The organism is Humibacillus sp. DSM 29435 (assembly GCF_001758225.1).
Taxonomy (GTDB): domain Bacteria; phylum Actinomycetota; class Actinomycetes; order Actinomycetales; family Dermatophilaceae; genus DSM-29435.
Window position 1 is genome coordinate 1 of the sequence record NZ_MAST01000051.1, and the last position, 22,526, is coordinate 22,526.

Consider the following 22,526-nt stretch of genomic DNA (forward strand, 5'->3'; position numbering starts at 1 on the left):
TGGGTGGCCTCGTTTTCGACCGTCGCTATGGCCTCGTTTTCAAGCGTCGTCGACACACACTGTCTGCAGGCATTCACCACCGAGTACTCAACATCCCGAGAATGCGATCCAGGACTTTGATCCACCACCGAGCCGGCCCCTCTGGCTGCACGTTCGAAAAAGGTAGGAGCCCTCCAGACCTGTACACGACCAGCTCGGTGACCATGACCGAAGCACCACGAGACCCCCGCGGCCCGGTGGCGCGGCCACTGGGCCGTCGCGAACCAGCCACCGGGGTCCGACGTCGTCGAGGAGGACCGCCATCAGCAGCGAACCGGGCGCGGGGCGCCAACCCAAAGCCACCCTTCGCAAGGCCGCGACCAGCTGGAACCGCCTCGCTTACCACCTCGCAGACCACCCACCGTCGCCGCCATGTCACGGTCTCAGCCGGAGGCAACCGCCGCCCGATCAAGCTCCTCGCCACCAGATGTCGACTTTGCCGAGCCCCTGGAGGCGTGGCGGAGGGTGGACCAGGACCAGTTCCTTCGTGAAATGTGCGAACGCCGACCCCGAGACGGCATTGTCACAACAGTTACCGGTCCGTCCCGGTGAGCGGCAAATATGGGTATCACGGCGCTACGCGCCGAAGGCCTTGGCGCAGGCTCCATCAACTCGATCCAAATTCAGCCGCTTCGTTCGAGTTCGGACCGTGTGACCCAGCTATCGGTGAACCCGTCTGACCAAAGACCAGCAGCAAAGGCAGATTGACAACGTCCTGTCTGCACAGCGGGTTTTACCAAAGCCTTCTCAGGCAGAGCCTCAGCGCATTATCATTTCGATGATGTCAAGGAGCTGACAACGGTGAAGAAGCTGAGCGCGACCGTCGCGACCGTCCTGGCGCTCGTGACTGCGGCGGGGGCTGGCAATGCTTCTCCTGGCTATGCCGACGCGGCTGGCGCCTGTGGCTCGCGGGCGGCTGTCTACAACCGCTCAAGTCCGCCGACCTACAGGCACGTTGTCGTCATCATGGACGAGAACGTCAAACCGGCCACACTCGCCAACGCCAACGCACCCTACATTCACAGCCTGATCGCTGCCTGCGGCTCCGAGAAGAACATGCACGGCTCGACCCACCCGTCGGCGCCCAACTACATGGCAGCCACCTCCGGAGTGCCTACTGCCGTCGGGGCCAAGAGCTCCTACAACAACATCTTCAACCAGCTCAATGGCAATTGGAAGTCCTACGAGGAGTCCATGGCCAGGAGCTGCGGGGCCTCGAGGAAGCCGTACCAGGCGGGCCATAACCCGGCTTACTGGTACACCGACCTGCGCGCTCCGCTCAACCACTGCACCAGCAACGACGTGCCACTCACCCAGTTCGACCCCGACAATCTGCCCGCCTTTTCCTGGGTCACACCAAACCAGTGCAACGACATGCATTACGTGAGCGGCTGTCCTGGCACCTCGGCGACCCGGATCACCGCAGGCGACAGCTGGCTCAGCAGCTTCCTGCCGCAGGTCCTCTCCTCGACGGACTACCTGAACGGGAACACCCTGGTGCTGCTCACCTGGGACGAGGGGGAGGGCAAAGGCACTGCCGGTGAGGACTGCTCCGACCCGGCGAGGTACACCCCGCACCCCTCCTGCGACATCCCCACGGTCGTGATGTCGGCATACATCACCCCTGGAGCTACTGACGCCTCAGACCAAAGCCTTTACACCCTCCTGGGCACAGTCCAGGACATCCTGAAGTTGCCGCGCATCAAGGGATCCGCCACGCATCCCGCGTCCTTGCGGCCCGGACTCGGTTTTTGACTTGAAGGAGAACCGACGGCAGTAGGGCTCGGCCTCTGATGATCCCGTCGCTGGCTCGTGAGCTGGGCTGGCTGCTCCCGAACCAGTTACCGACAGACCTACAGCGACGAGAACGGCCGTGATCATGCCTGGCGGGGTTGCGGACAACACCATCACTCTGCCCGTAGCCACCGCTCAGATCGGCGCACCCTGACAGGTGATCTGTCCGTGGTGGCTCACTGTGGCGGCAGGAGAACTGCTTCCGTTGCACCCGGAGGCACTTCGACCACGACTCCTTCGGCTTCTACGGCTCCTACGGCTCCTACGGCTCCTACGGCTCCTACGGCTCCTACGGCTCCTACAGCGCCACCCAGGGCGACCCGGACTCGGTGACGTGCCCAACCCTGCCCGAAACCCACCTACCCGACCGTGCGCGCCGACCGGTCTGCTTGGCTGGCGCACCTCCCGTGAGGCGTACGAACGACTCCTCGCTGGCCAACCCGTCGCCTCGACGGGTCGACACCGACCTGGCCTGCGACACGAGATCAGAACGAGCCCCTGGCCCCGAAGAGACTACGGCGCCCCGAACGGAATCCTGTGCCCGCGCCGCGTGCGCACCGGTGCGGTCAAAGTCAACACCGCGTAGGCGGCTCTCCGCCACGGCGGGCAGCCGCAAGAGCTGACACCCACCTGCGCGGTCCGTCGTCGTGCCGCGAGCCGATCGGGCGCTGGGCGAACGCCCGTCTCAACGCCCGCTGTTGGGTGAGGAGAGCTCACTGGCGGACGTCTCGCCTTCGTTCCCGCCCGACGTGGGTCGCTTGGCGTGTCCGATCCGCACGAACCCCGAGAAGCCGTGGTGGCGGCGAAGGGCGAACCAGACGAGGGGGGCGGCCAGCAACACGATGAGCAGGATGAGGCCGGTCGCTCCCGTCGAGACCCCGAGCAGCTTCAGGGCCGAGGCGAGCAGCACGAAAGCGAGGGCGCGGCGTACAAAACCACCGGGGGCTCGTGAGGAGATGCGGGCGCCGACCCAGGCGCCAGGCACGCAGCCGATGAGCAACGACAACGTCAGGCTGAGCTGGAAGTCGCCGAACAGCACGTGTCCGAGCGCAGCGGCCGCGACCAGAGGCACGGCCTGCACCAGGTCGGTGCCGACCAGCTGGCTGGCCTTGAGCGCCGGGTAGAGGGCCATTAGCGCGATGATGATGAGCGAGCCGGAGCCGACCGAGGTCATGCCCACGATGACGCCGCCGAGGATGCCGACGACGACGGTCGGCAGAACGCGCACGACGACCTCCGGGCGATCCTGGGGGAGCCGCTCGGCACTTCCGTCACGCCGGCGGGCCCGTTCGGCCAGGCGCACGTAGGCCCGCACCGACAGCCCGGCAGCAGCCACCAGCAGGGCGACTCCCAAGGCGATCTGGATGCCGTGCTGCACCGCTTCACCGTCACCCATCGCCCGGGTGATGAGCACGCCACAGAAGGCGGCCGGTACCGATCCGATCGCGAGCCACTTCACGAGCGACAGGTTCACCGTGCCCCGTCGCAGGTGCACGATCGACCCGACCGGTTTCATCACGGCGGCAGCGACCAGGTCGCTTGAGACGGCGGTGAGAGGTGGGATGCCGAAGAAGATCACCAGTACGGGGGTCATGAGGGCGCCACCGCCCATGCCCGTGAGTCCGACGACGACGCCGATTCCGAAAGTGGCGGCGACCAGGAGCCAGTCGATGTCCATGGCTTAGTTCTCTCGTAGTTGTGGTGATGACGGGTGGGACGGTTCGGGCAGCCAGCCGCCCGACTCGAGCAGGTGCACCACGCTCGCGAGCGCGGTCGTCCGGTCGTCCACTTCGGTGTCGACGGCCAGGTCGGCGTCGGTGGGTTCTTCGTAGGGGTCGGAGATTCCGGTGAACTCGGGGATGAGCCCGGCCCGCGCCTTGGCGTACAGACCCTTGAGGTCGCGCCGTTCGCACTCCTCGAGCGAGGTGTTGACGTGCACGAGCACGAAGTCGCCGACGGCCTGAGCCATGGCGCGCACGGCCGCTCGGGTCGCAGCGTACGGTGCGATCGGCGCACAGATGGCGATCCCACCGTGCCGGGCCACCTCCGCTGCGACGAACCCGATGCGGCGAACGTTCAGCTCGCGGTCGGCCTTGCTGAAGCCGAGGCCCGACGACAGCATCGTGCGCACGACGTCGCCGTCGAGCAGGCTCACCGTGCGGTCGCTGTGCGTGGTGACCCAGTCACTGACGTCGCGGGCCAGGGTTGACTTGCCCGAGCCCGACAGCCCGCTGAACATCAGCACCAGTCCCCGTTCGGTGCGGGGGCGTCGCCAGCGCAGTAGTCGAGCACGGATGGGCTCTGAGACAGCCTCGAGGGCGGGGGAGTCGATGTTGCCCACCTCGAGCTCAGCCAGAACCGACAGCCAGGACTCTGTCGCCGGCGAGGCGTCGTCGGGGTCGAGGAACAGGGTCGGCGACCCGCCCAGTGCCTGGCCCAACCGGGCGGCGAGCACCGTGTTCGTGGCCGGGTCACGCCAGGCGAGAGGGGCCGAGATGACCCGCACGTCGGTCAGCCCCAGGTCGGCGATCCAGAGGCGTGCGATGTCGCCCATGACCTGCGGAGGCACGGTCGCCGACGGGTCGTCGGTGATGACGACCAGAACGGGCTGCAGCGATGCAGACCGACCGGCTGCGCCACTACCATCGGCGTGCCGGCCGCCACCGAGGGCTTCGTGGAGGAGCGCTGCGTCTGCGGCCACCGGAGGGCGGCCGAGGACGACGACGGTGCGCGGCTGGTCGGGCCAGAGATCTTCGGCCGCGACGGCATCGCGTCGTGCGGGGCCCGACTCTCGCTCGCGCAGGCGGGACAGGGCTCCCCGCAGGGTCTGCCCGTCGCCCGGCTCTGCGTCCATCAGATCGAGCCGGGCCAACGGCGTGAGCTCCTCGTCACGCAGCACGATGCCCCCCTGAGCACGCACGGCAGCGGCCAGATCGGCAGCGAGGTCAAGCGACACGACCGTCTCTGCGTCGGTCGGTGCGGTCGGCGTGGTCGTGACTGGTTCGTCAGAGACCAGTGGCCCGCCCAGCAGCTGCCCGATCGGCAACAGTCTGAGCAGGGCGAGGTCGATGTCTCGTGCGACGAGGTGGTCGACCTGCACGTCTGGAAGGTCGACCTGTGGTCGGTCGGTCTGGGTGGAAATGGTGCAAACTCCTCGGGCGCGATGCAGGCGGGTACGGACGACCCGGGCGAACGCGTTCACGCTACCGCCAACTCACACCAAACACGTGTGAAATGAGAATGTTCGCGTCAGACGCTCGGGCAGACCCGAACGAACGGGCGCGCTGTGTCCGCTCGTGGTGGGGCCGACCTGCCGGTGCTCGCTGTCGGTGACCACTGTCCCTGGCCTGAACTACGCTTGCGAGGCTCCGGGGTTCTCTCCCGGACGCCGCCTCAGCGACAAGGAACCACTCAGCGCATGTCCGTGACCGCCGTCTGCGAGTCCCTCCGCCTCGACGACCGGGTTCGTGCCGTGCTCGGCGCCCTCGAGCACCCCCTGGTCGACATCACCGTCGCAGGTGGGGCCCGCGCGCCGCTCATCGCCACCCTCGCGCGACAGGGTGGCTCCCGCCTCGAGACCGACGTCGCGCCGCGCACGCCGAGGGCGACCGCACCGATCGTGGTGGTCACGGCGACCACCCGTGAGGCCGACGACCTCGCCGAGGCCCTCGGTTCGTTCCTGCCGCCGCAGACGATCGCCACCTTCCCGAGCTGGGAGACCCTGCCCCACGAGCGCCTCAGCCCCCGTAGCGACACGGTCGGTCGGCGGTTGGCCGTGCTGCGGCGAGTCGCCCACCCCGAGCCCGACGACAGCGCGTACGGTCCGCTCGAGGTGGTCGTGGTGCCGGTGCGAGCCCTGCTGCAGCCGATCGCCACCGGGCTCGCCGACCTCCTGCCGGTGTCCTTGCGCGTCGGCCAGGAGCGCCCCCTCGAGGAGGTCGTCGACGCACTGGCCGCGGCCGCGTACACCCGCACCGACCTGGTCGAGCGACGTGGTGAGTTCGCCGTGCGCGGCGGCTTGCTCGACGTGTTCCCGCCCACCGAGCAGCATCCGGTACGCATCGAGTTCTGGGGCGACACCGTCGAGGAGATCCGCTGGTTCAAGGTGGCCGACCAGCGCAGCCTCGAAGTGTCCGAGCACGGGCTGTGGGCGCCGCCCTGCCGCGAGCTGCTGCTCACCGAGAGTGTGCGTGCTCGCGCCCGGGCGCTCGCGCCGCAGCTTCCCGGCGTCGCCGACCTGCTCGAGAAGGTGGCCGAGGGCATCGCCGTCGAGGGGATGGAGTCGCTCGCGCCTGCCCTCGTCGACGGCATGGAGTCGATGCTCGACACGTTCCCGCAGGGCTCGATGGTGCTGCTCTCCGACCCTGAGCGCATCCGCACTCGCGCTCACGACCTGGTCGCCACGAGCGCCGAGTTCCTCGACGCGAGCTGGTCGAACGCGGCCGCCGGCAACGTCGTGCCCATCGACCTTCAGTCGGTGCTCGGCACCGCCTCCTACTGGGGCCTCGCCGACGTGCGCGCCCACGCGCTCGACATCGGTGCCCGGTGGTGGTCACTGACCAGCTTCACCGCCGACGCTGAGCTGGCGCAGCTGACGGGGCTATCTGCGGATGCCGTGCCCCCCGTCGGCTCCGCCCTGACCTTCGACCTCGGCACGGCCGACGTCGAGGCGTTCCGCGGCAACACAGAGGCAGCGGTATCGGCATTGGCCGGCTGGGCGAGAGACGGTTGGTCGGTGCTCGTCGTCGTCGACGGTCCCGGCCTCGCGAGGCGGGTCACCGAGATCCTCGGTGAGAACGAGGTGCCGGTCACCATGTCCGAGGCCGACCCCGGCGCACCGCTGGCGGCCGGCATCGTGCACGTCACCACCGGGTCGCTGGGCCGCGGCTTCCTGCTGCCTGCGCAGCGCCTCGCGGTGGTCGCCGAGAGCGACCTGACGGGTCAGCCCGGGGGTGGCACGACGACCAAGGACATGCGCCGGATGCCGTCACGACGCCGAAACCAGGTCGACCCCCTCTCGCTGCGGCCGGGTGACCACGTCGTGCACGAGCAGCACGGCGTGGGTCGCTTCGTCGAGATGATGCAGCGCACGGTTCAGGGTGCAACCCGCGAGTACCTCGTGATCGAGTACGCCCCGAGCCGTCGGGGCCAGCCGGGCGACCGGCTCTTCGTGCCGACCGACCAGCTCGACCAGGTGACCAAGTATGTCGGTGGCGAAGACCCCGGCCTCAACAAGATGGGGGGCAGCGACTGGAGCAAGACGAAGTCGCGGGCCAAGCGCTACGTCAAGCAGATCGCCGCAGACCTCATCCGGCTCTACAGTGCCCGCCAGGCCACCGTGGGCCATGCCTTCAGCCCCGACACCCCCTGGCAGCGTGAGCTCGAGGAGGCGTTCGCCTACGTTGAGACGCCCGACCAGCTGGTCAGCATCAACGAGGTCAAGGCCGACATGGAGAAGCAGGTGCCGATGGACCGGCTCATCTGCGGCGACGTCGGCTACGGCAAGACCGAGATCGCCGTGCGGGCTGCCTTCAAGGCGATCCAGGACGGCAAGCAGGTAGCCGTGCTCGTGCCGACGACGCTGCTCGTCAGCCAGCACCAGCAGACCTTCAGCGAGCGCTACGCGCAGTTCCCCGTCAAGGTCGTCTCGCTCTCACGCTTCCAGAGCGACAAGGAGGCCAAGGAGGTGCTGGCCGGCCTGGCCGACGGGTCGGTCGACCTCGTCATCGGCACCCACCGGCTGCTGGCCAAGGAGGTGACGTTCAAAGACCTCGGTCTGGTCGTCATCGACGAGGAGCAGCGCTTCGGCGTCGAGCACAAGGAGCTGCTCAAGACGATGCGCACGGCGGTCGACGTGCTCTCGATGTCGGCGACCCCCATCCCGCGCACCCTCGAGATGGCCGTGACCGGCATCCGTGAGATGTCCACTCTCGCAACGCCGCCGGAGGAGCGTCACCCCGTGCTCACCTTCGTCGGGGCCTACGACGAGAAGCAGATCACGGCAGCCATCCGCCGCGAGCTGCTGCGCGAGGGCCAGGTCTTCTTCGTGCACAACAAGGTGCGCAGCATCGACAAGGCGGCGGCGCGGCTGCGTGAGCTCGTGCCCGAGGCCCGTATCGCCACGGCACACGGCCAGATGGGCGAGCACCAGCTCGAGGCCGTCGTCGGCGACTTCTGGGAGAAGCGCTACGACGTGCTCGTGTGCACCACCATCATCGAGACCGGTCTCGACATCAGCAATGCCAACACCCTCATCGTCGAGCGCTCCGACATGTTCGGCCTGAGCCAGCTGCACCAGCTGCGCGGTCGAGTCGGCCGGGGCCGCGAACGGGCCTACTCCTACTTCCTCTACCCGCCCGAGAAGCCGATGACCGAGACCGCGCACGACCGGTTGCGCACCATCGCCAGCAACACCGATCTCGGCTCGGGCATGGCCGTGGCCATGAAAGACCTCGAGATCCGCGGCGCGGGCAACCTGCTCGGCGGCGAGCAGTCAGGTCACATCGCCGGCGTCGGCTTCGACCTGTACATCCGCCTCATCGGGGAGGCGGTCGCCGACTTCCGCGGCGAGACAACCGACGTGCCGGCCGAAATCAAGATCGAGCTGCCGGTCGATGCCCACCTGCCGCACGACTACGTGCCGGGGGAGCGGCTGCGCCTCGAGGCCTACCGCAAGCTCGCGACGGTCGAGACCTTCGAGGCCGTCGACGAGATCGAGGCCGAGCTGCGCGACCGCTACGGCGCGCTGCCCGAGCCGGTGCGTAACCTGCTCGAGGTAGCGAGGCTGCGGGTCGTGGCCCGCCAGGCCAAGATCGGCGACGTGGGCGCCCAGGGCAAGGTCGTGCGGTTCGGGCCGGTCAGAGAGCTGCGCGAGAGCCAGCTGCTGCGGCTCATGCGCCTCTACCCCGGCACCATCGTCAAGGAGGCGCTCGGCACCATCCTCGTACCCATGCCGATGACGGCCAGGGTGGGCGGCAAGCCGTTGCGCGACGTGGAGGTGCTGGCCTGGGCCCGGCGGCTGATCACCGCCGTGCTGCTCGATGACATCGCCGCCGGGCACGCTGTGTCAACGACAGCAGCGAGCGCCCCGTAGGATGTCACCGCACCCGCCCGAGGAGGAACAGCAGTGAAGGCTCGGTCAGTTCTGTCAGCTCTGTCAGCTCGACCGGTGAGGCGACTGGCCGTCACCGCGGCACTCGGACTCACGGCGTCCACTTTGCTCGGTGGGTGTGGCTTCGAGACCCGCCAGCAGGCCGCCGCTATCGTCAACGGGCACGTCATCCACGAGGCTGACGTGCAGGAGACCGCGAAGCAGCTCAAGGCCGCCAAGTTCGACACCGCGGAGAGCATCGTGGTCACGGGGCTCATCGCGGCTCCGTTGCTCGACGAGGCGCTGGCCAGCACGGGGGGCTTCCAGCCTGACGCCAGCTACGCGTCCGCCCTCGCCGCCATCTCGAACCCGACCGAGACGACCAAGGCCTTCGTCTTCGCGGCCACGGTGTTGCAGCAGGAGCAGGTTCCGCCGGCCGTCGAGGCGAAGTACCAGGCTGCGGTCAAGAGCGCAGATGTGTCGGTCAACCCGAAGTTCGGGTCGTTCGTCACCACGGCCGGCCCGGTCTTCTTCGCCCTCGGCCCGGCCACGCCGTCGTGGATCAAGCCGTCGCAAGCTACGAGCCCCGCACCGACCGCACCGGCCGCCCCGTAGCGACACTGATCTCGCCGCGAGGCCAGCCGTGACCACCCGTGTCGTCATCCTCGTCAGCTCGCCGCGCACCGCGCCCGGGCTCCTCACCCGTGACGCCTGGTTGGCCGTCGGTGCGGCCGACGCCGTGTGGGGCGTCGTCGACGAGCCGCAGGCCCAGGCCCTGCTCGAGGCGGGCGTCGTCGTCGAGCCCCGCGATCGCACCGACGCAGCAGCTCTGGCCCGCGACCTGGTCTCGGCCGCAGGGTCGGGTGAGGTCGTCTGGGTCGGCTCGTCCGACGGCGACCCGGGCCTGAGCGATGCCATCGCGGTGGAGGTCACCCGGTTGCCGGAACCACCCGAGGTCGAGCTGCTCGTCGGGTCCTTCGACGTCCCCGGATCTCGGTTGCTCGACGTGGTCGCGGTGATGGACCGGCTTCGCTCGCCGGGAGGCTGCCCCTGGGACGCCGAACAGACCGCGCAGAGTCTGGTGCCCTACCTGCTGGAGGAGACCCACGAGGCCATTGAGGCCATCGAGTCGGGCAACCCCGACCACGTTCGTGAAGAGCTCGGTGACCTGTTGCTGCAGGTGGCGTTCCAGTCGCGCGTCGCGCAGGAGCACGAGAGCGCACCGTTCGGCATTGATGAGGTCGCCGGCGGTCTGGTCGAGAAGCTGGTGCGCCGCCACCCCCACGTCTTCGCCGACGTCGAGGCAGCCGACTCCGCTGCAGTAGAACGCAACTGGGACAGTATCAAGGCGCACGAGAAGTCGCACCGCACCCATCCACTTGACGGGGTGCCGCCCTCCTTGCCGTCGCTGGCTCGCGCCCAGAAGGTCGTCGGCCGGCTCGAGAAGGCCGGGCGCGCCGACCTCGTCGATGCCGAGATCGAGCAGCACGGCCTCGGCGCCGAGCTGCTGCAGCTCGTGCGTCGCGGGCGGTCGCAGGGTATCGACGCCGAAGGCGCCCTCCGTGCGGTGCTGCGCCGGCTCGAGGATGCCGCCGGCCTCCGAACCTGAACGTCGAGAGGGCAGCTCGTGCCCTCTCGACGGTACGGGTATGAAGTTAGAGAGCCAGTAGGGCTCGGTAGGGCCCGGTAGGGCTCAGTAGGCACCTGAGGAGCCGAGGACCGCCTTCACGGTGCGCATCATGATGCTCAGGTCTTGCACCATCGACCAGTTGTCGACGTAGTAGAGGTCGAGGCGCACCGTGTCGTCCCACGACAGGTCGCTTCGTCCGGAGACCTGCCACAGACCGGTCAGTCCCGGACGAACGTGCAGGCGGCGTTGGACGTCGGGGTTGTACCGGCGCACCTCGGCGGGCAGGGCCGGACGGGGCCCGACCAGGCTCATGTCGCCCCGCAGCACGTTGACGAACTGCGGAACCTCGTCGATCGAGAACCGGCGGATGAGCTGGCCGACCTTGGTGATGCGCGGGTCGTTCATGGCCTTGAAGAGCACGCCCTCGGCGTTCTCGTTGAGGTGCGAGACGCTCGCAAGCTTGCTCTCGGCGTCGATGACCATGCTGCGGAACTTCAGGCACTCGAAGAACTGCCCGTCGCGCCCGACCCGGGTCTGACGGAACAGCACCGGCCCACCGTCGCCGAGCTTGATGGCCAGCGCGACGGCGATCAGCACCGGCGAGGCGAGCACCAGGGCCACCGCTGCGCCGACGATGTCGAACAGTCGTTTGGAGGTGCGCGAGGCGCCGAGGCTCTGCGGCTCCTCCACGTGCACGAGGGGCAGGCCGCCGACCGGCCGCATAGCCATGCGTCCTGAGGAGATGTCGCTGAGGGCGGGCACGACGGCCATCTGTACGTGGCGGCCCTCGAGGTCCCAGGCGATCCGGCGGAAGTCGGTGGCCGTCGGGAAGGCTCCCTCGGTGAACACGACGAGGTCGGCCTTCATCTCGAGCACCGCGGCGGAGGTGGCTGTGGTGCTGCCCACGACGGTCACCCCTCCGTCGGTGACCGGCCGATGAGCGTGGTCGGGAATCACGGCACCGACGATGTCGTAGCCGAGCCAGGTCTCTCGCCCGAGCACGGCCGCCACGTCATCGACGTGTGACGCGCCGCCCGAGAGCAGTACCCGCGTGGTCAGACGGCCCTGGCGATGGGCATGGTGCACCAGTCGACGGGCACCGAACCGCCAGATCAGCAGGCTCGGAACGCCGACGGCGAAGAGCAGCACGAAGAACCCGCGGGAGAGGTTGAACTGGGCGAGGTAGCTCGAGATGCCGATGAGGCCGGCGGTCATGCCGGAGGCGAAGATCACCTTGGCGTACTCGCTGGTGCCCACGCCCAGATGGGTGCGGGCGTAGGCCCCGTTGGCCACCAGGACCAGCATCCACAGCGCAATCATGTAGCCGCTCACCGACTGCGCGACGACGGTGAGGTCGCTGTTCTCCGCGAGACCTAACTGTTTTCGGCCGGCGCCGGCGATGAGTGTCGCGGCAACGACGATCAGCAGGTCCCCACCTGCGATCCCGAACTGCACGGCCCGCAATGATCTCGAACGTCGGGTGAGCGGCTGGTTGACCGGCCGCGCACCGATGTCGAGCAAAACTGATTCACGCATGGCTTGACCCATGGTTAAACCCCCACCCCCCGGCGAGCTGAATGATGTTCCTCTGTCACCCCCTGTGACGATCATGAGTATGCCGGTTGTCGGGGACGCTGTGGCCAGAATGCGGTTTTTTCGTCAACAAGCGGGGCGGTGAAGCATCTCGATGGGCTCGGACGGATTTCGAGGCCGGATGCCGGGTCGCTGCCTCGGCCGGGGGGCTGAGCGGGCTAGGCTCGCCCTGACCGACATAGGCACGTAACCAGGAGAGCCCGTGGCCAGCATTGAAGAGATCGGCGCCCGCGAGATCCTCGACTCTAGGGGCAACCCCACCGTCGAGGTCGAGCTGCGTCTCGACGACGGAACCTTCGCGAGAGCCGCTGTGCCATCAGGTGCCTCGACCGGCGCCTTCGAGGCCTCCGAGCGACGCGACGGTGACAAGGGTCGCTATCTCGGCAAGGGTGTCCAGCAGGCGGTCGATGCCGTTATCGAGGAGATCAACCCCCGGTTGGTCGGCTTCGACGCGAGCGAGCAGCGGCTCATCGACGCCGAGATGATCGCCCTTGACGGTTCGCCGAACAAACAGACGCTGGGCGCCAACGCGATTCTCGGCGTCTCACTGGCCGTTGCCCACGCCGCCGCCGAGTCGGCCGGCCTGCCCCTCTTCCGCTACCTCGGGGGGCCGAACGCCCACGTCCTGCCCGTACCGATGATGAACATCCTCAACGGGGGGTCGCACGCCGACTCCAACGTCGATATCCAGGAGTTCATGATCGCCCCGATCGGTGCTCCCACCTTCCGCGAGGGCCTGCGTTGGGGCGCCGAGGTCTACCACTGCCTCAAGAAGGTGCTGCACGACCGTGGCCTCGCCACCGGGCTGGGAGACGAGGGTGGGTTCGCCCCCGACCTCGAGTCGAACCGGGCCGCGCTCGACCTGATCCTCGAGGCGATCACCCAGGCCGGCTACCGGCCCGGTCGCGACATCGGTCTCGCCCTCGACGTGGCCGCCTCCGAGTTCTACGGCGAAGACGGCACCTACGCCTTCGAGGGCGGCAGCAAGAGCGCCGACGAGATGGTGGCCTACTATGCCGAGCTCGTCGAGGCCTACCCGCTCGTCTCCATCGAGGACCCCCTCAACGAGGACGACTGGGACGGCTGGAAGTCGATGACCGACCTGCTGGGCGAGAAGGTTCAGATCGTGGGTGACGACCTGTTCGTGACCAACCCTGAGCGGCTCGCCCGCGGCATCGCCAACCAGACCGCCAACGCCCTCCTCGTCAAGGTCAACCAGATCGGCACCCTGACCGAGACTCTTGACGCGGTGACGCTGGCGCAGACCAACGGCTACCGCTGCATGATGAGCCACCGCTCCGGTGAGACCGAGGACGTCACCATTGCCGACCTCGCCGTGGCCACGAACTGCGGACAGATCAAGACCGGTGCTCCGGCGAGGTCTGAGCGAGTTGCGAAGTACAACCAGCTGTTGCGCATCGAGGAGGAGCTCGACGATGCGGCGGTCTACGCCGGGGTCGGGGCTTTCCCGCGGTTCGACGCCGCACGGTTCACCTCGAAGCACTGATCGTCGTGGCCGACCACACACCCCCTCGCGAGGGCCGCTCGGCAGCGAGTCGGCCCTCGCCGGGGCCGCGCCCCACCGGCCGGAAGGCTGCGGGGGCCGGCTCGGCGGGAACGGTTCGTGCCGAGACACAGCGGCCGGCCTCGCGCAGCACGAGCGGTGCAGTGTCGGGCCGCTCCACCAGCACGACGGCGGGAAAGGCTGCGGGCTCGCGGTCCGGGTCGCGTACGGGTCCTGCGAGACCCGGTAAGGCCGGACCGGGCCGAACCGGTCCAGGCAAGCCCAGGCCCGCTCTGGCGGCGCGTCCGCGCACGGCGGCGCCGCTCCCTCCGTCTCCGTCGACCGCCTGGGTGCGCGGCGCCATCCTGTTCGGGATCGTGGTCATGCTCGCTGTGACCCTCGTGCCGACACTGCGCTCGGTGCTCGCTCAGCGCAGCGACACCGCAGCGCTCCAGCAGAGCATTGCCGCCCAGCGCGAGAGCGTGTCGAGTCTCGAACGCCAGGCCGCGCTCTGGAAGGACCCCGACTACATCGAGGTCCAGGCCCGCCAGCGTCTGAAGTTCGTGCGTATCGGAGACCGCGCCTACACGGTCGTCGACCCCACTCGTGATGCGTTGAAGCAGGCCACGGCGCCGGCTCCGGTTGTCTCCGCCCCGCTGGCCAACGACGCCTCGCCCTGGTATGGCAAGCTGTGGCAGTCGGTGCAGATTGCCGACCGCCCCGCCGCCGGGCTTCCGCAGAAGCAGTGATGAGCGGCACCGGAAGGGTGGAGTGCAGCGCTGACCAGCAGTCGGGCGCCGCGGTGTCCCGCCCCGACCTCGATGCCGTCGAGCTCCAGCTCGGGCGTCCGCCCCGCGGCGTTGCCGGAGTGGCCCACCGCTGTTCGTGCGGCCAACCCGACGTGGTGCGCACCGAGCCGCGGCTGCCCGACGGGTCGCCGTTCCCGACGACCTACTACGCCACCTGTCCCCGCCTCACCGGGGCGATCAGTACCCTCGAGACGGCCGGCGTGATGAGGTCGATGACGGCCAGGTTGGCCGAGGATGCCGCACTGGCCGACGCCTACCAGCGCGCCCACGAGCATTACCTCGCAAGGCGTTCCGAGCTGGGCGAGGTGCCCGAGATCAACGAGGTCAGTGCCGGCGGAATGCCGACGCGCGTCAAGTGCCTCCACGTGCTCGTCGCGCACTCCCTCGCGTCCGGCCCGGGCGTCAACCCGCTCGGCGACGAGGCGCTCGCGATGTTGCGGGAGTGGTGGAAGCCCACCTCGTGTGCGCAGCTGCACTCCGAGAGCCAGATCCTGCCCGACACTCACCACGAGGGAGGCTCCGATGGCGACTGAACCCACCTACCCGGTGATGGCGGCAGGCCCAGCGACGTGAGCAGCTCAGGCCGCCCAGGCAGCTGCGGTAGCAGGAACGGCGAGGATGCCGTCCGCGTCGGAGCGGTCGACTGCGGCACCAACTCGATCCGTCTGCTCATCGCCGATGTCGACCCGGGCACGGGCGTGCTCACCGACCTCCGTCGCCGAATGGAGATCGTGCGGCTCGGCTACGGCGTCGACCGCACCGGGGTCATCGACCCCGACGCGATGGCACGCACCCTTCGCGTCGCGGCCGAGTACGCCCGCGAGTGCCGTGAGCTCGGCGCCACGTCGGTGCGGTTCGTCGCCACGTCCGCATCTCGCGATGCGCGCAACGCGGCCGAGTTCATCTCCGGAGTGCAGTCCGCCTTTGACGAGCACTGGGGTGGGAGGGTAGCGCCGGAGGTCGTCTCGGGCGAGGAAGAGGCCGCTCTGTCGTTCGCGGGAGCCACCGGTGGCCTCGTTGCGAAAGGAATACTTGGCCCCTACCTCGTGGTCGACCTCGGCGGTGGCTCGACCGAGTTCGTTCGCGGCACCGACTCGGTCGAGTCCGCGCGCTCCGTCGACATCGGCTGCGTGCGCCTCACGGAGCGGCACCTGATGAGCGACCCGCCTACCGATGATGAGATGGCCGCCGCCCGGGCCGACGTCGACGCCGCGATCGACCTCGCCGCCGAGCAGGTCGACTTCAGCGGCATCCAGGCCCTGGTAGGTCTCGCCGGCAGCGTCACCACGATCACGGCGTACGTGCTGGGACTGATGGCCTACGACCCGGAGGCCATCCATCTCGCCCGCACGAGCGTGCCAGACGTACTGGCCGCGGCCGACGAGCTGCTGCACATGACCCGCGCCGATCGCGCCACCCTGCCGTTCATGCACCCTGGTCGGGTCGACGTCATCGGGGCGGGTGCGTTGGTCTGGGGCCGCATCGTCGAGCGGGTGGCGGCCGAGGCCGGGATCACGGAGGTCGTCACGTCGGAGCACGACATCCTCGACGGAATCGCCCTCTCACAGGTGCCCTAGACTCCCTTCGTGGACAGGGTGTGGTCAGGGCTTCGCGACGCCTTCGCGGTCGTCAGCGACGGCCTTCGCCTCGTGGCACGGCACCTGCCCACCCTGCTGACCCTCTTCCTCCTCGGGGCGGCGGTGCGCGGCGCCGTGATCTGGCTGGCCGTCAACGTCAGCGACGAGCACCCCGTGCTGGCCCAGCTGCTGCTGCCGCTGGCCCCGATCGGCACCCTCGCCGCGATCATCTTCATGCTGCGGGCGCTGTCGCCGTCGTTGCGGCACGCGAGCTTCGACCCGGTCGACACTGAGGCGGCGCCGGCTGGGACCGGCACCGGAACAGCGGCCGTTGACGTCGCGGCGAGCCCGGCCTCCGAGCTGGAGGCGCCCAAACGGCTCACCCGTGCCGCCGGGCGCCGACTGGGGCTGCTGGCCAGCCTGCTGGTGCCCTTCCTGACCGTCTACTCGGCGCAGGGTTTTCTCGAGGCCGACCGGCGCCAGTTCATCAACATGGCGGCGTTCAACGAGTTTCGCGAGAGCGCCGACTTCTTCTACGGCTCCACCTCGGGCCCCAACCGCTTTCTCATCGGCACCGGGCTGGCCCTCGTCGGGGTCATCGTGGTGGCGTTCGCGCTACGGCGCCTCATCAACCACTTCGAGCTGGCCGAGAAGTACACCGGCGTCGGGCTGGTGGCCGCCTACATCGAGATCTTCTGGATCTTCGCGCTCGCGAACGGCGCCGACCAGCTGCTGCGACTCTTCGCCGACTGGCGCGACTCCCGCGCCTTCAGCGTGTGGGTGCTCGAGCGGTGGAACGGGCTGGTCGAGGTGCTCGGCCCCATCGGGGTGCCGCTACGAGCCGTGGTCGAGTGGGTGACAGGGCTGCTGGCCAACGGCACCGACCTCGTGGTCGTGCCGATCGCCTGGCTCACCGTCGGCGCGGTCGCCTACGGGCGCAGCGCCAACCTGGGCCCGACCGCCGGCGTTGACGCGGGCGGTTGGCGTCGTCGCGTGCCGGCCCTCGGGGCCGTCGCCACTCGCCTCCCCGGGCCGCTACGCCGAGTGGGGCGCAGCGCCACCGCCGACGTGCGGGAGCGCTTCGCCACCTTCGCCGGGGGAGTACGCCTGCTCGTGGTCGCCGGGCTCGTGCCGATGCTGCTCTTCTGCATCGTCTTCACGGTTGCTCGGGGGGTGCAGTGGGCCGTGGCCGAGCTGCTGCGACAGCTGCGCGGGCCGGTGGAGGTCTTGCCCGGCAGCGCGTTCCTGCCGTGGTTCGACCTCATCGAGACCGGCTTCTACACGGTGCTGCTGGTCGGGCTCATCGCCGCGGCCGTCGACCGCATCATCGTGCGCCGCACCCAGACCGAGGCAGTGAGCGTCAGCGTGGGCTGACCGGTAGCGCCGCGAACGTGGGCCGGTCCCACCACACCCACACCTCGTCGGGGCGGGCACCGGCAACGGTGACCACGTAGGAGTCGACGTCGTAGGTAGCCGGTCGCTCCTCACCCTCATCGGTGACCGGCGACTCCTGACCGGGCAGCCAGCTCGGGCCCGGGCGGTCTGCCGGTGTGCACGGTGAGGGCGGCTCGCTGCCCTCGGAGGTGAAGGCCCGCGACCCGCTCTGCCACCGGGTGCCCTCAGCGTCGACCAGGGCGAGGGTGCAGCCGGTGAGGATGAGGCTCGGGTCGGCCTCCACGTGCAGGGTGACCTTCCACAGCATCCCGTCGGTGGGCAGCGTGAGCGGCTCACGTCTGCCCTGGTAACCGGGCAGGGTGTCTGCCGGCTCGACCGAGACCACCGAGAGGGCGGGCGTGATGGGCCAGCGGTGGTGGCCGTCGTCGTACTCGTCGACGAACCGCACCACCCCGGAGGCGTCGGGTCGCTGGGGGGAGCGCAGACCCTCCTCCCACCACAGGGTCTGCAGTCGCTGGGCGTTGCCGGCCAGGGCCGCCACGATCGCCACGGGCAGCAGCACCAACCCGAGCCGGTTGCGCCGCCACCAGCCCGTGCGCGTGGGCGTCACGGTGGGCTCGGTGGGCTCGGCGGGCTCGGCGGGCTCGGCGGGCTCAGTGGGAACGGTGGGCTCAGTGGGAACGCGGTGTCCGCCTGGTTCCTCGATCACTCGAGCCCCCGGTAGGTCGCCTCGACCGGCGCTGTGCGCCCGCGCCCGTAGTCGGAGAGCGATCCCGGGCCCACGGCATCCGTGAGGTCGGCCTCGGCCACGTCGTCCAGGGCGTCGTCGATGGCATTGGTCGACAGCTGGATGCGTGAACCGGCCAAGGCGTCTCGTGGCACCTCCACGACGGCCACGCAGTCGGCCGTGATGCCGGGCGGTGGGCGGAGGCAGGTGACCCCGTCGCGACCCGCGCTGAGAGAGGTCACGGTGAAGCGGCGGCCACGGCCGTCGAAGAGGGTGGCCTTCACGATCGTGCTGGTCTCGGCCCGGGGTGTCCAGGCGAAGCGGACCACGAGGAAGACGGCGTCGGTGCTCGCCGGGTAGGTGTAGGGCCGGGTGACCGTGGTGGCGCCTTCCACTCCGGTGATGGCGAGGTCACCGGTGCGCAGCGGGACCGCACCACCGCCGGGTGACACGGCGCGAACGAAGTTTCGCTGAGACCCCTCGCCGAACTCGGTGGTCGCCGTCGACGGCAGCAAGGAGCCGAGCGCCTGCGTCAGTGACAGACCGGCGACCACCAAGGCGCCCACCCCGAACGCGGAGCGCCGTGGTTGGGGGAGAGCCTGCAGCCGGGCGCCGACCCGGGTGCCGAGACGAGCGCCGAGACGAGCGCCGAGGCGCTGCCGGGTGGCGTTCATGGAGCGTTTCTCGCGGGCAGCGGGAGCGACCCGGAGGCTTGCGGCTCCGGGTCCTTCCAGTCGAAGTGGAAGTCGAGGCTGTCTTCGCGCCACGTGTGGCGGTTGACCACGGTGGTGACACGCGCGCCGGGCGCGGTGGTGCTCGACTGCTCGAAGAGGTACGCGACCCGATAGGTCAGGCCTGGTTGGGCAACGCCGAACACGGCCTTCTCGGGCATGGTGTAGACGGCGTAGGGGCGTGCCTCGTCGGCCGGAACCAGGGCGTCACCTCCGGCGCGGGGGAAGAAGCCGCTGGCGTCGGCGAGGCTGACGGCGCGGCTCAGCACGTCATAACCGACGGTGGCGTCGCTCGTGTTCTCGACCTCTGCCTCCACGATGATGAAACGTCCGCGCTTGGAGGTGTCGGGGTAGACCTGCGGGGTGTCGCCCTTCTTCTCGATGCCGCCGAAGCTGGTCGTCGTGTAGGCGTCGGTCACCCTCACCTGGAGCGGTTGCGCCGATACCGCCTGACCGGCCTGCAGCGCCACCACCGGGTCGGTGTCGACTTCGCGCAGGCCACCGAACAGGCCTGACACGAGCAGCACGACGAGCACTGTGGCCGTCGTCAGCTCGAACCACGAGCGACTCAGCACCCATCTGCGCACGCGCGCAACGCGGCTCACCCCCGCCTGCCTGACCACGGCGCGATGATACCTACCCCGTGCCGTGAGGTCGGGGACAGCGGCGCGGGACGGGCCACGTTCCAGGCCGGTGCGGCATCGGCAGGTGCTGCGGTCAGCCGACGGTCGAGCCGGAGACGGTCTGACGCCGGCTGGCCCGAAGGTCGCGGTTGAGATCGAGCAGGTCGGTCGGGTCGTTGGGATCAGATCCCCGACGCTGCAGCAGCATCCGCACGAGCATCCAGACCGCCACCGTGACACCGAGGGCTGCTGTGCCGTTGGCGAACGTGGCGTCGACGACGCCGTACGTGACCAGGAAGAGGGTGACCCAGATCATGGCCTCCGTGGACCGTCGCCCGAGTTGGGTCGCGGCCAGCACGACGCCACCCCAGAGCAGGTACCAGGGGTGCACCACCGGACCCGCTGCGCACAGCACCAGCAGGGCGAGGCCGGCCGCGAGCACAGGCTTTCGCGGCGCGAGCCGCCAGGTGATCCACCCGATCGCCGCGACCCCGACCACCAGCCCGATGCTCTGGGCGATAGGGAGCGGCTTGGCCACCAGAGAGGCAGGCAGACCCGAGAGGCGCATCAGCCCTTCGACCATGCTCCCCACGAGCGTCGACGGGGACAGCAGGGAGCGCAACGACACCGGCACCGAGAGGTTGGCGATCCAACCCCAGCCGAGGCCAGTGACTGCTGTGATCAGCGAGAAGGTCGCCGCGCTGACCAGGCCGTAGAGGGCGGTGGCTCGCAGCAGGGACGACAGTTTCGAGCGAGGTGAATTTTGGTCAGCCTGCATCGCCATGCCGATCACCCCGATCAGGGCGAGCACGGCGGTCTGCTTGAAGCTGGCGGCGGTGGCGACGCTGATGCTGGCGAGCACGAGCTGACCCCGGGAGGCCAGGAGCAGGGCCACCACGACGAAGGCGATCATGAGGGCGTCGCCGTGCGAACCGCCGACGAGATGCATCATCACGAGGGGGTTGAGCACTCCGAGCCACATCGCGCGGTCGCGGCTGACGCCGAGCCGCTCGGCCAGGCGTGGCACCGCCCAGGCCATCAGCCCGACGGCGATCAGGGCCGGTATGCGCATCGCCACAGCGGCCACGTAGGCGTTGTCGCCGGTGATGGCGACGACGAAGTGCTGCAGCTGGAGGGCGAGCGGGCCGTACGGAGCAGGGGTGAAGAGCCAGAGCGGGTCGACCTGGTCGCGGAACGGGCCGGGAACGTAGACCGGACCGACCTCGTAGGGGTTCATCCCCTGGACGATGATCTGACCCTGGGCGGCGTAGCTGTAGGCGTCGCGGCTGAACAGCGGGGGAGCCAGCAGCACCGGCAGGCTCCACAACAGCCAGGTCAGCCGGTGCAGTGGAGCCGAGGCCACGCCCGGTCGCAGTCGCAGCCAGGCGTCGACCAGCAACGCCATTCCGGCCACGAGCAGCAAGGTGGCGGTGAACCGACCGGTGCCGGCGCTCAGCCACTGCAGCTTGAGGCTCACGATCAGCGGTGCGTCTTTGGGCAGGAACGCCGGTGTGAGCGAGCCGGCAGCCACCAGCGCCATACCGAGAGTGCCGCGTCGGGCCAACGGGTTGGCCCAGGCCCCCTTCACCTCAGCGGTCAGCAGGGCCAGCCGGGCGGCCGGAGAGATCGGCGTTGCCACCGCTCCTCGACCGAGCACGTCGGCGAACTGCTGCTTCGGCACCCCGTGGGCTCCTTCGGTGTCAACTGGACGCGCCACACCGGCGCAGCCCTCTCAAGAGAACGCCGCTCAGGGGCCCTCGGCAAGTCGATTGCCCTTCCGAGTCTAGTTGGAATCGCCCCAAATCACGATTCGCCTCGCCACGCGCGCCTACCTGTCGGTAGGGTGACCCCGCTTCGCCGGCTCACGTGTCACGTACCCCCGGAGGGACTCGAACCCTCACCTGTGGCGATTTTAAGTCGCCTGCCTCTGCCGGTTGGGCTACGGGGGCCCTTCGTCACCAGCGCTCCAGTATGCCCAGTCGCGGGTCTGCCGCGTCACGATCGCGTTGCGGACGCGCCACCATCCGGGTGGGGAACCTTTGTGGCCGCCCCGTTCGCTTACTCTGTGCACAGCGCCACGCCCGTGGCCATCAGTGTCGGGGAGGCACGCACACATGGCAGGTGGAAACCCGGTCTTCGACCGGCTCAGCAAGCAGATCGAGAAGGACCGCTACGCCGGTTTCGGCTCGTCCAGACAGAACGCGCAGGGCGGTGTGCAGCAGGGAATGCCGCAGGCGACGGCCGGCTATGCCGCTCAAGATGCCGCGACGTCCCAGAGCCTCAACGAGCTCTACGCCCGCGACTCCGCCGGCCCGACCGACACCGGCCGGGTGACACTCGACGACGTCATCATCAAGAGCCTGGGGCTGTTCGCCCTGCTCGTCGCCACCGGAACCGTCACCTGGCTGCTCGTCTCGGGTTCGCCCGGTCTGGCCCGGCCGATCTGGCTCGTCGGCATGTTCGCCGGGCTCGGTATCGGGCTCGCGATCGCCTTCATGAAGAAGGTGTCGGTGCCGCTCATCGTGACCTACGCCGTCCTCGAAGGCGCCTTTCTCGGGGCGTTCAGCTACACCATCAACTCGATTCCGCGCTACGAAGGCGTCGTGCTCATGGCGGTGCTGGCCACCGTCTGCACCTTTGCGGCCATGTACATCGGGTACGCCGTCGGTTTCATCAAGGTCACGAACAAGACGCGCCGGATGTTCTTCCTGGCCATCGTCGGCTACGCCATCTTCAGCATGTTGCAGCTCGTGCTGCAGATGACCGGAGTGGTCGACGGCTGGGGCTTCGGGGGCAGCGGCATGCTCGGCATCGGCCTCAGTGTGCTCGGTGTGGGGCTGGCGGCCTACTCGTTGGCCATCGACTTCGACTCGATCGACAACGCCGTGAAGGTGGGCGCCCCGGCCAAGTACTCCTGGCTGCTGGCGCACGGCCTGATCGTCTCGGTCGTCTGGCTCTACATCGAGTTCGTCCGGCTGTTCGCGCGACTGCGCGACTGACCTTTCACCAGTTCG

General features: G+C 69.0%; 18 protein-coding genes and 1 tRNA gene. 10 read left to right on the forward strand and 9 right to left on the reverse strand.

Annotated elements, in window-relative coordinates; all coding sequences use genetic code 11:
* The first annotated feature begins 840 nt into the window (after window positions 1-840).
* Window positions 841-1,794 (forward strand): alkaline phosphatase family protein, encoded by a 954-nt coding sequence (locus BA895_RS19380; RefSeq protein WP_070193540.1) that lies wholly within the window; start codon window positions 841-843, stop codon window positions 1,792-1,794.
* 724 nt (window positions 1,795-2,518) lie between these two features.
* Here the strand turns inward: BA895_RS19380 and BA895_RS19385 are convergent.
* Window positions 2,519-3,511: a sulfite exporter TauE/SafE family protein gene (locus BA895_RS19385; RefSeq protein WP_083283571.1), complete on the reverse strand. Its 993-nt coding sequence runs from the start codon at window positions 3,509-3,511 to the stop codon at window positions 2,519-2,521.
* Window positions 3,512-3,514: 3 nt separating this feature from the next.
* Window positions 3,515-4,933: an adenylyl-sulfate kinase gene (gene cysC, locus BA895_RS24625; RefSeq protein WP_070193541.1), complete on the reverse strand. Its 1,419-nt coding sequence runs from the start codon at window positions 4,931-4,933 to the stop codon at window positions 3,515-3,517.
* Window positions 4,934-5,251: 318 nt separating this feature from the next.
* Between cysC and mfd the strand changes: the two genes are divergently transcribed.
* The 3 genes from mfd (at window position 5,252) to BA895_RS19405 (ending at window position 10,532) form a co-directional block, all read left to right on the forward strand.
* On the forward strand, window positions 5,252-8,926 hold the full coding sequence (gene mfd / locus BA895_RS19395) for a transcription-repair coupling factor (protein ID WP_070193542.1): 3,675 nt from the start codon (window positions 5,252-5,254) through the stop codon (window positions 8,924-8,926).
* 75 nt (window positions 8,927-9,001) lie between these two features.
* On the forward strand, window positions 9,002-9,538 hold the full coding sequence (locus BA895_RS19400; protein WP_254666570.1) for a hypothetical protein: 537 nt from the start codon (window positions 9,002-9,004) through the stop codon (window positions 9,536-9,538).
* A gap of 28 nt (window positions 9,539-9,566) precedes the next feature.
* A complete protein-coding gene (locus BA895_RS19405; protein WP_070193543.1) occupies window positions 9,567-10,532 on the forward strand; it encodes a MazG family protein in 966 nt (321 codons plus the stop codon).
* An 84-nt stretch (window positions 10,533-10,616) separates the two neighbouring features.
* On the opposite strand, the gene BA895_RS19410 is transcribed toward BA895_RS19405, so the two are convergent.
* On the reverse strand, window positions 10,617-12,089 hold the full coding sequence (locus BA895_RS19410) for a sugar transferase (RefSeq protein WP_254666571.1): 1,473 nt from the start codon (window positions 12,087-12,089) through the stop codon (window positions 10,617-10,619).
* Window positions 12,090-12,348: 259 nt separating this feature from the next.
* On the opposite strand from BA895_RS19410, the gene eno reads away from it, so the two are divergent.
* Window positions 12,349-13,653 carry a phosphopyruvate hydratase gene (eno, locus tag BA895_RS19415; protein ID WP_070193544.1) on the forward strand — a complete coding sequence of 435 codons (1,305 nt, stop codon included), beginning with the start codon at window positions 12,349-12,351 and terminating at the stop codon, window positions 13,651-13,653.
* On the opposite strand, the gene BA895_RS24630 is transcribed toward eno, so the two are convergent.
* A complete protein-coding gene (locus BA895_RS24630) occupies window positions 13,637-14,035 on the reverse strand; it encodes a hypothetical protein (RefSeq protein ID WP_254666572.1) in 399 nt (132 codons plus the stop codon). The two genes, eno and BA895_RS24630, sit on opposite strands and share 17 nt — an antisense overlap.
* Here BA895_RS24630 and BA895_RS24635 point away from each other — a divergent pair.
* From BA895_RS24635 to BA895_RS19435, 4 genes are read left to right on the forward strand one after another with little or no spacing between them, the layout of a single operon-like run.
* Complete coding sequence (locus BA895_RS24635; RefSeq protein ID WP_254666573.1) at window positions 14,034-14,399, forward strand: septum formation initiator family protein; 366 nt, start codon at window positions 14,034-14,036, stop codon at window positions 14,397-14,399. The genes BA895_RS24630 and BA895_RS24635 overlap by 2 nt on opposite strands.
* Window positions 14,399-14,992 (forward strand): DUF501 domain-containing protein, encoded by a 594-nt coding sequence (locus BA895_RS19425; protein WP_070193546.1) that lies wholly within the window; start codon window positions 14,399-14,401, stop codon window positions 14,990-14,992. The genes BA895_RS24635 and BA895_RS19425 overlap by 1 nt, the downstream gene beginning before the upstream one ends.
* A gap of 36 nt (window positions 14,993-15,028) precedes the next feature.
* The gene (locus BA895_RS19430; protein WP_070193547.1) at window positions 15,029-16,036 is read left to right on the forward strand and encodes a Ppx/GppA phosphatase family protein; all 1,008 of its coding nucleotides are present in this window, start codon (window positions 15,029-15,031) and stop codon (window positions 16,034-16,036) included.
* Window positions 16,037-16,045: 9 nt separating this feature from the next.
* Window positions 16,046-17,410, forward strand: coding sequence for a hypothetical protein (locus tag BA895_RS19435; protein ID WP_139142790.1), 1,365 nt, complete (start codon window positions 16,046-16,048; stop codon window positions 17,408-17,410).
* On the opposite strand, the gene BA895_RS19440 is transcribed toward BA895_RS19435, so the two are convergent.
* From BA895_RS19440 to BA895_RS19460, 5 genes are all read right to left on the reverse strand, one after another.
* Window positions 17,397-18,140 (reverse strand): hypothetical protein, encoded by a 744-nt coding sequence (locus BA895_RS19440; protein WP_070193549.1) that lies wholly within the window; start codon window positions 18,138-18,140, stop codon window positions 17,397-17,399. The two genes, BA895_RS19435 and BA895_RS19440, sit on opposite strands and share 14 nt — an antisense overlap.
* A complete protein-coding gene (locus BA895_RS19445) occupies window positions 18,137-18,832 on the reverse strand; it encodes a hypothetical protein (protein ID WP_070193550.1) in 696 nt (231 codons plus the stop codon). The genes BA895_RS19440 and BA895_RS19445 overlap by 4 nt, the downstream gene beginning before the upstream one ends.
* A complete protein-coding gene (locus BA895_RS19450; RefSeq protein WP_139142793.1) occupies window positions 18,829-19,512 on the reverse strand; it encodes a hypothetical protein in 684 nt (227 codons plus the stop codon). The genes BA895_RS19445 and BA895_RS19450 overlap by 4 nt, the downstream gene beginning before the upstream one ends.
* A 94-nt stretch (window positions 19,513-19,606) precedes the next feature.
* Window positions 19,607-21,193, reverse strand: a complete 1,587-nt coding sequence (gene mptB / locus BA895_RS19455; RefSeq protein WP_070193552.1) for a polyprenol phosphomannose-dependent alpha 1,6 mannosyltransferase MptB — start codon at window positions 21,191-21,193, stop codon at window positions 19,607-19,609.
* 193 nt (window positions 21,194-21,386) lie between these two features.
* Window positions 21,387-21,461: transfer RNA gene (locus BA895_RS19460), tRNA-Leu, on the reverse strand.
* A gap of 165 nt (window positions 21,462-21,626) precedes the next feature.
* Between BA895_RS19460 and BA895_RS19465 the strand changes: the two genes are divergently transcribed.
* Window positions 21,627-22,511, forward strand: coding sequence for a Bax inhibitor-1/YccA family protein (locus BA895_RS19465; protein WP_070193553.1), 885 nt, complete (start codon window positions 21,627-21,629; stop codon window positions 22,509-22,511).
* Window positions 22,512-22,526: the final 15 nt, after the last annotated feature.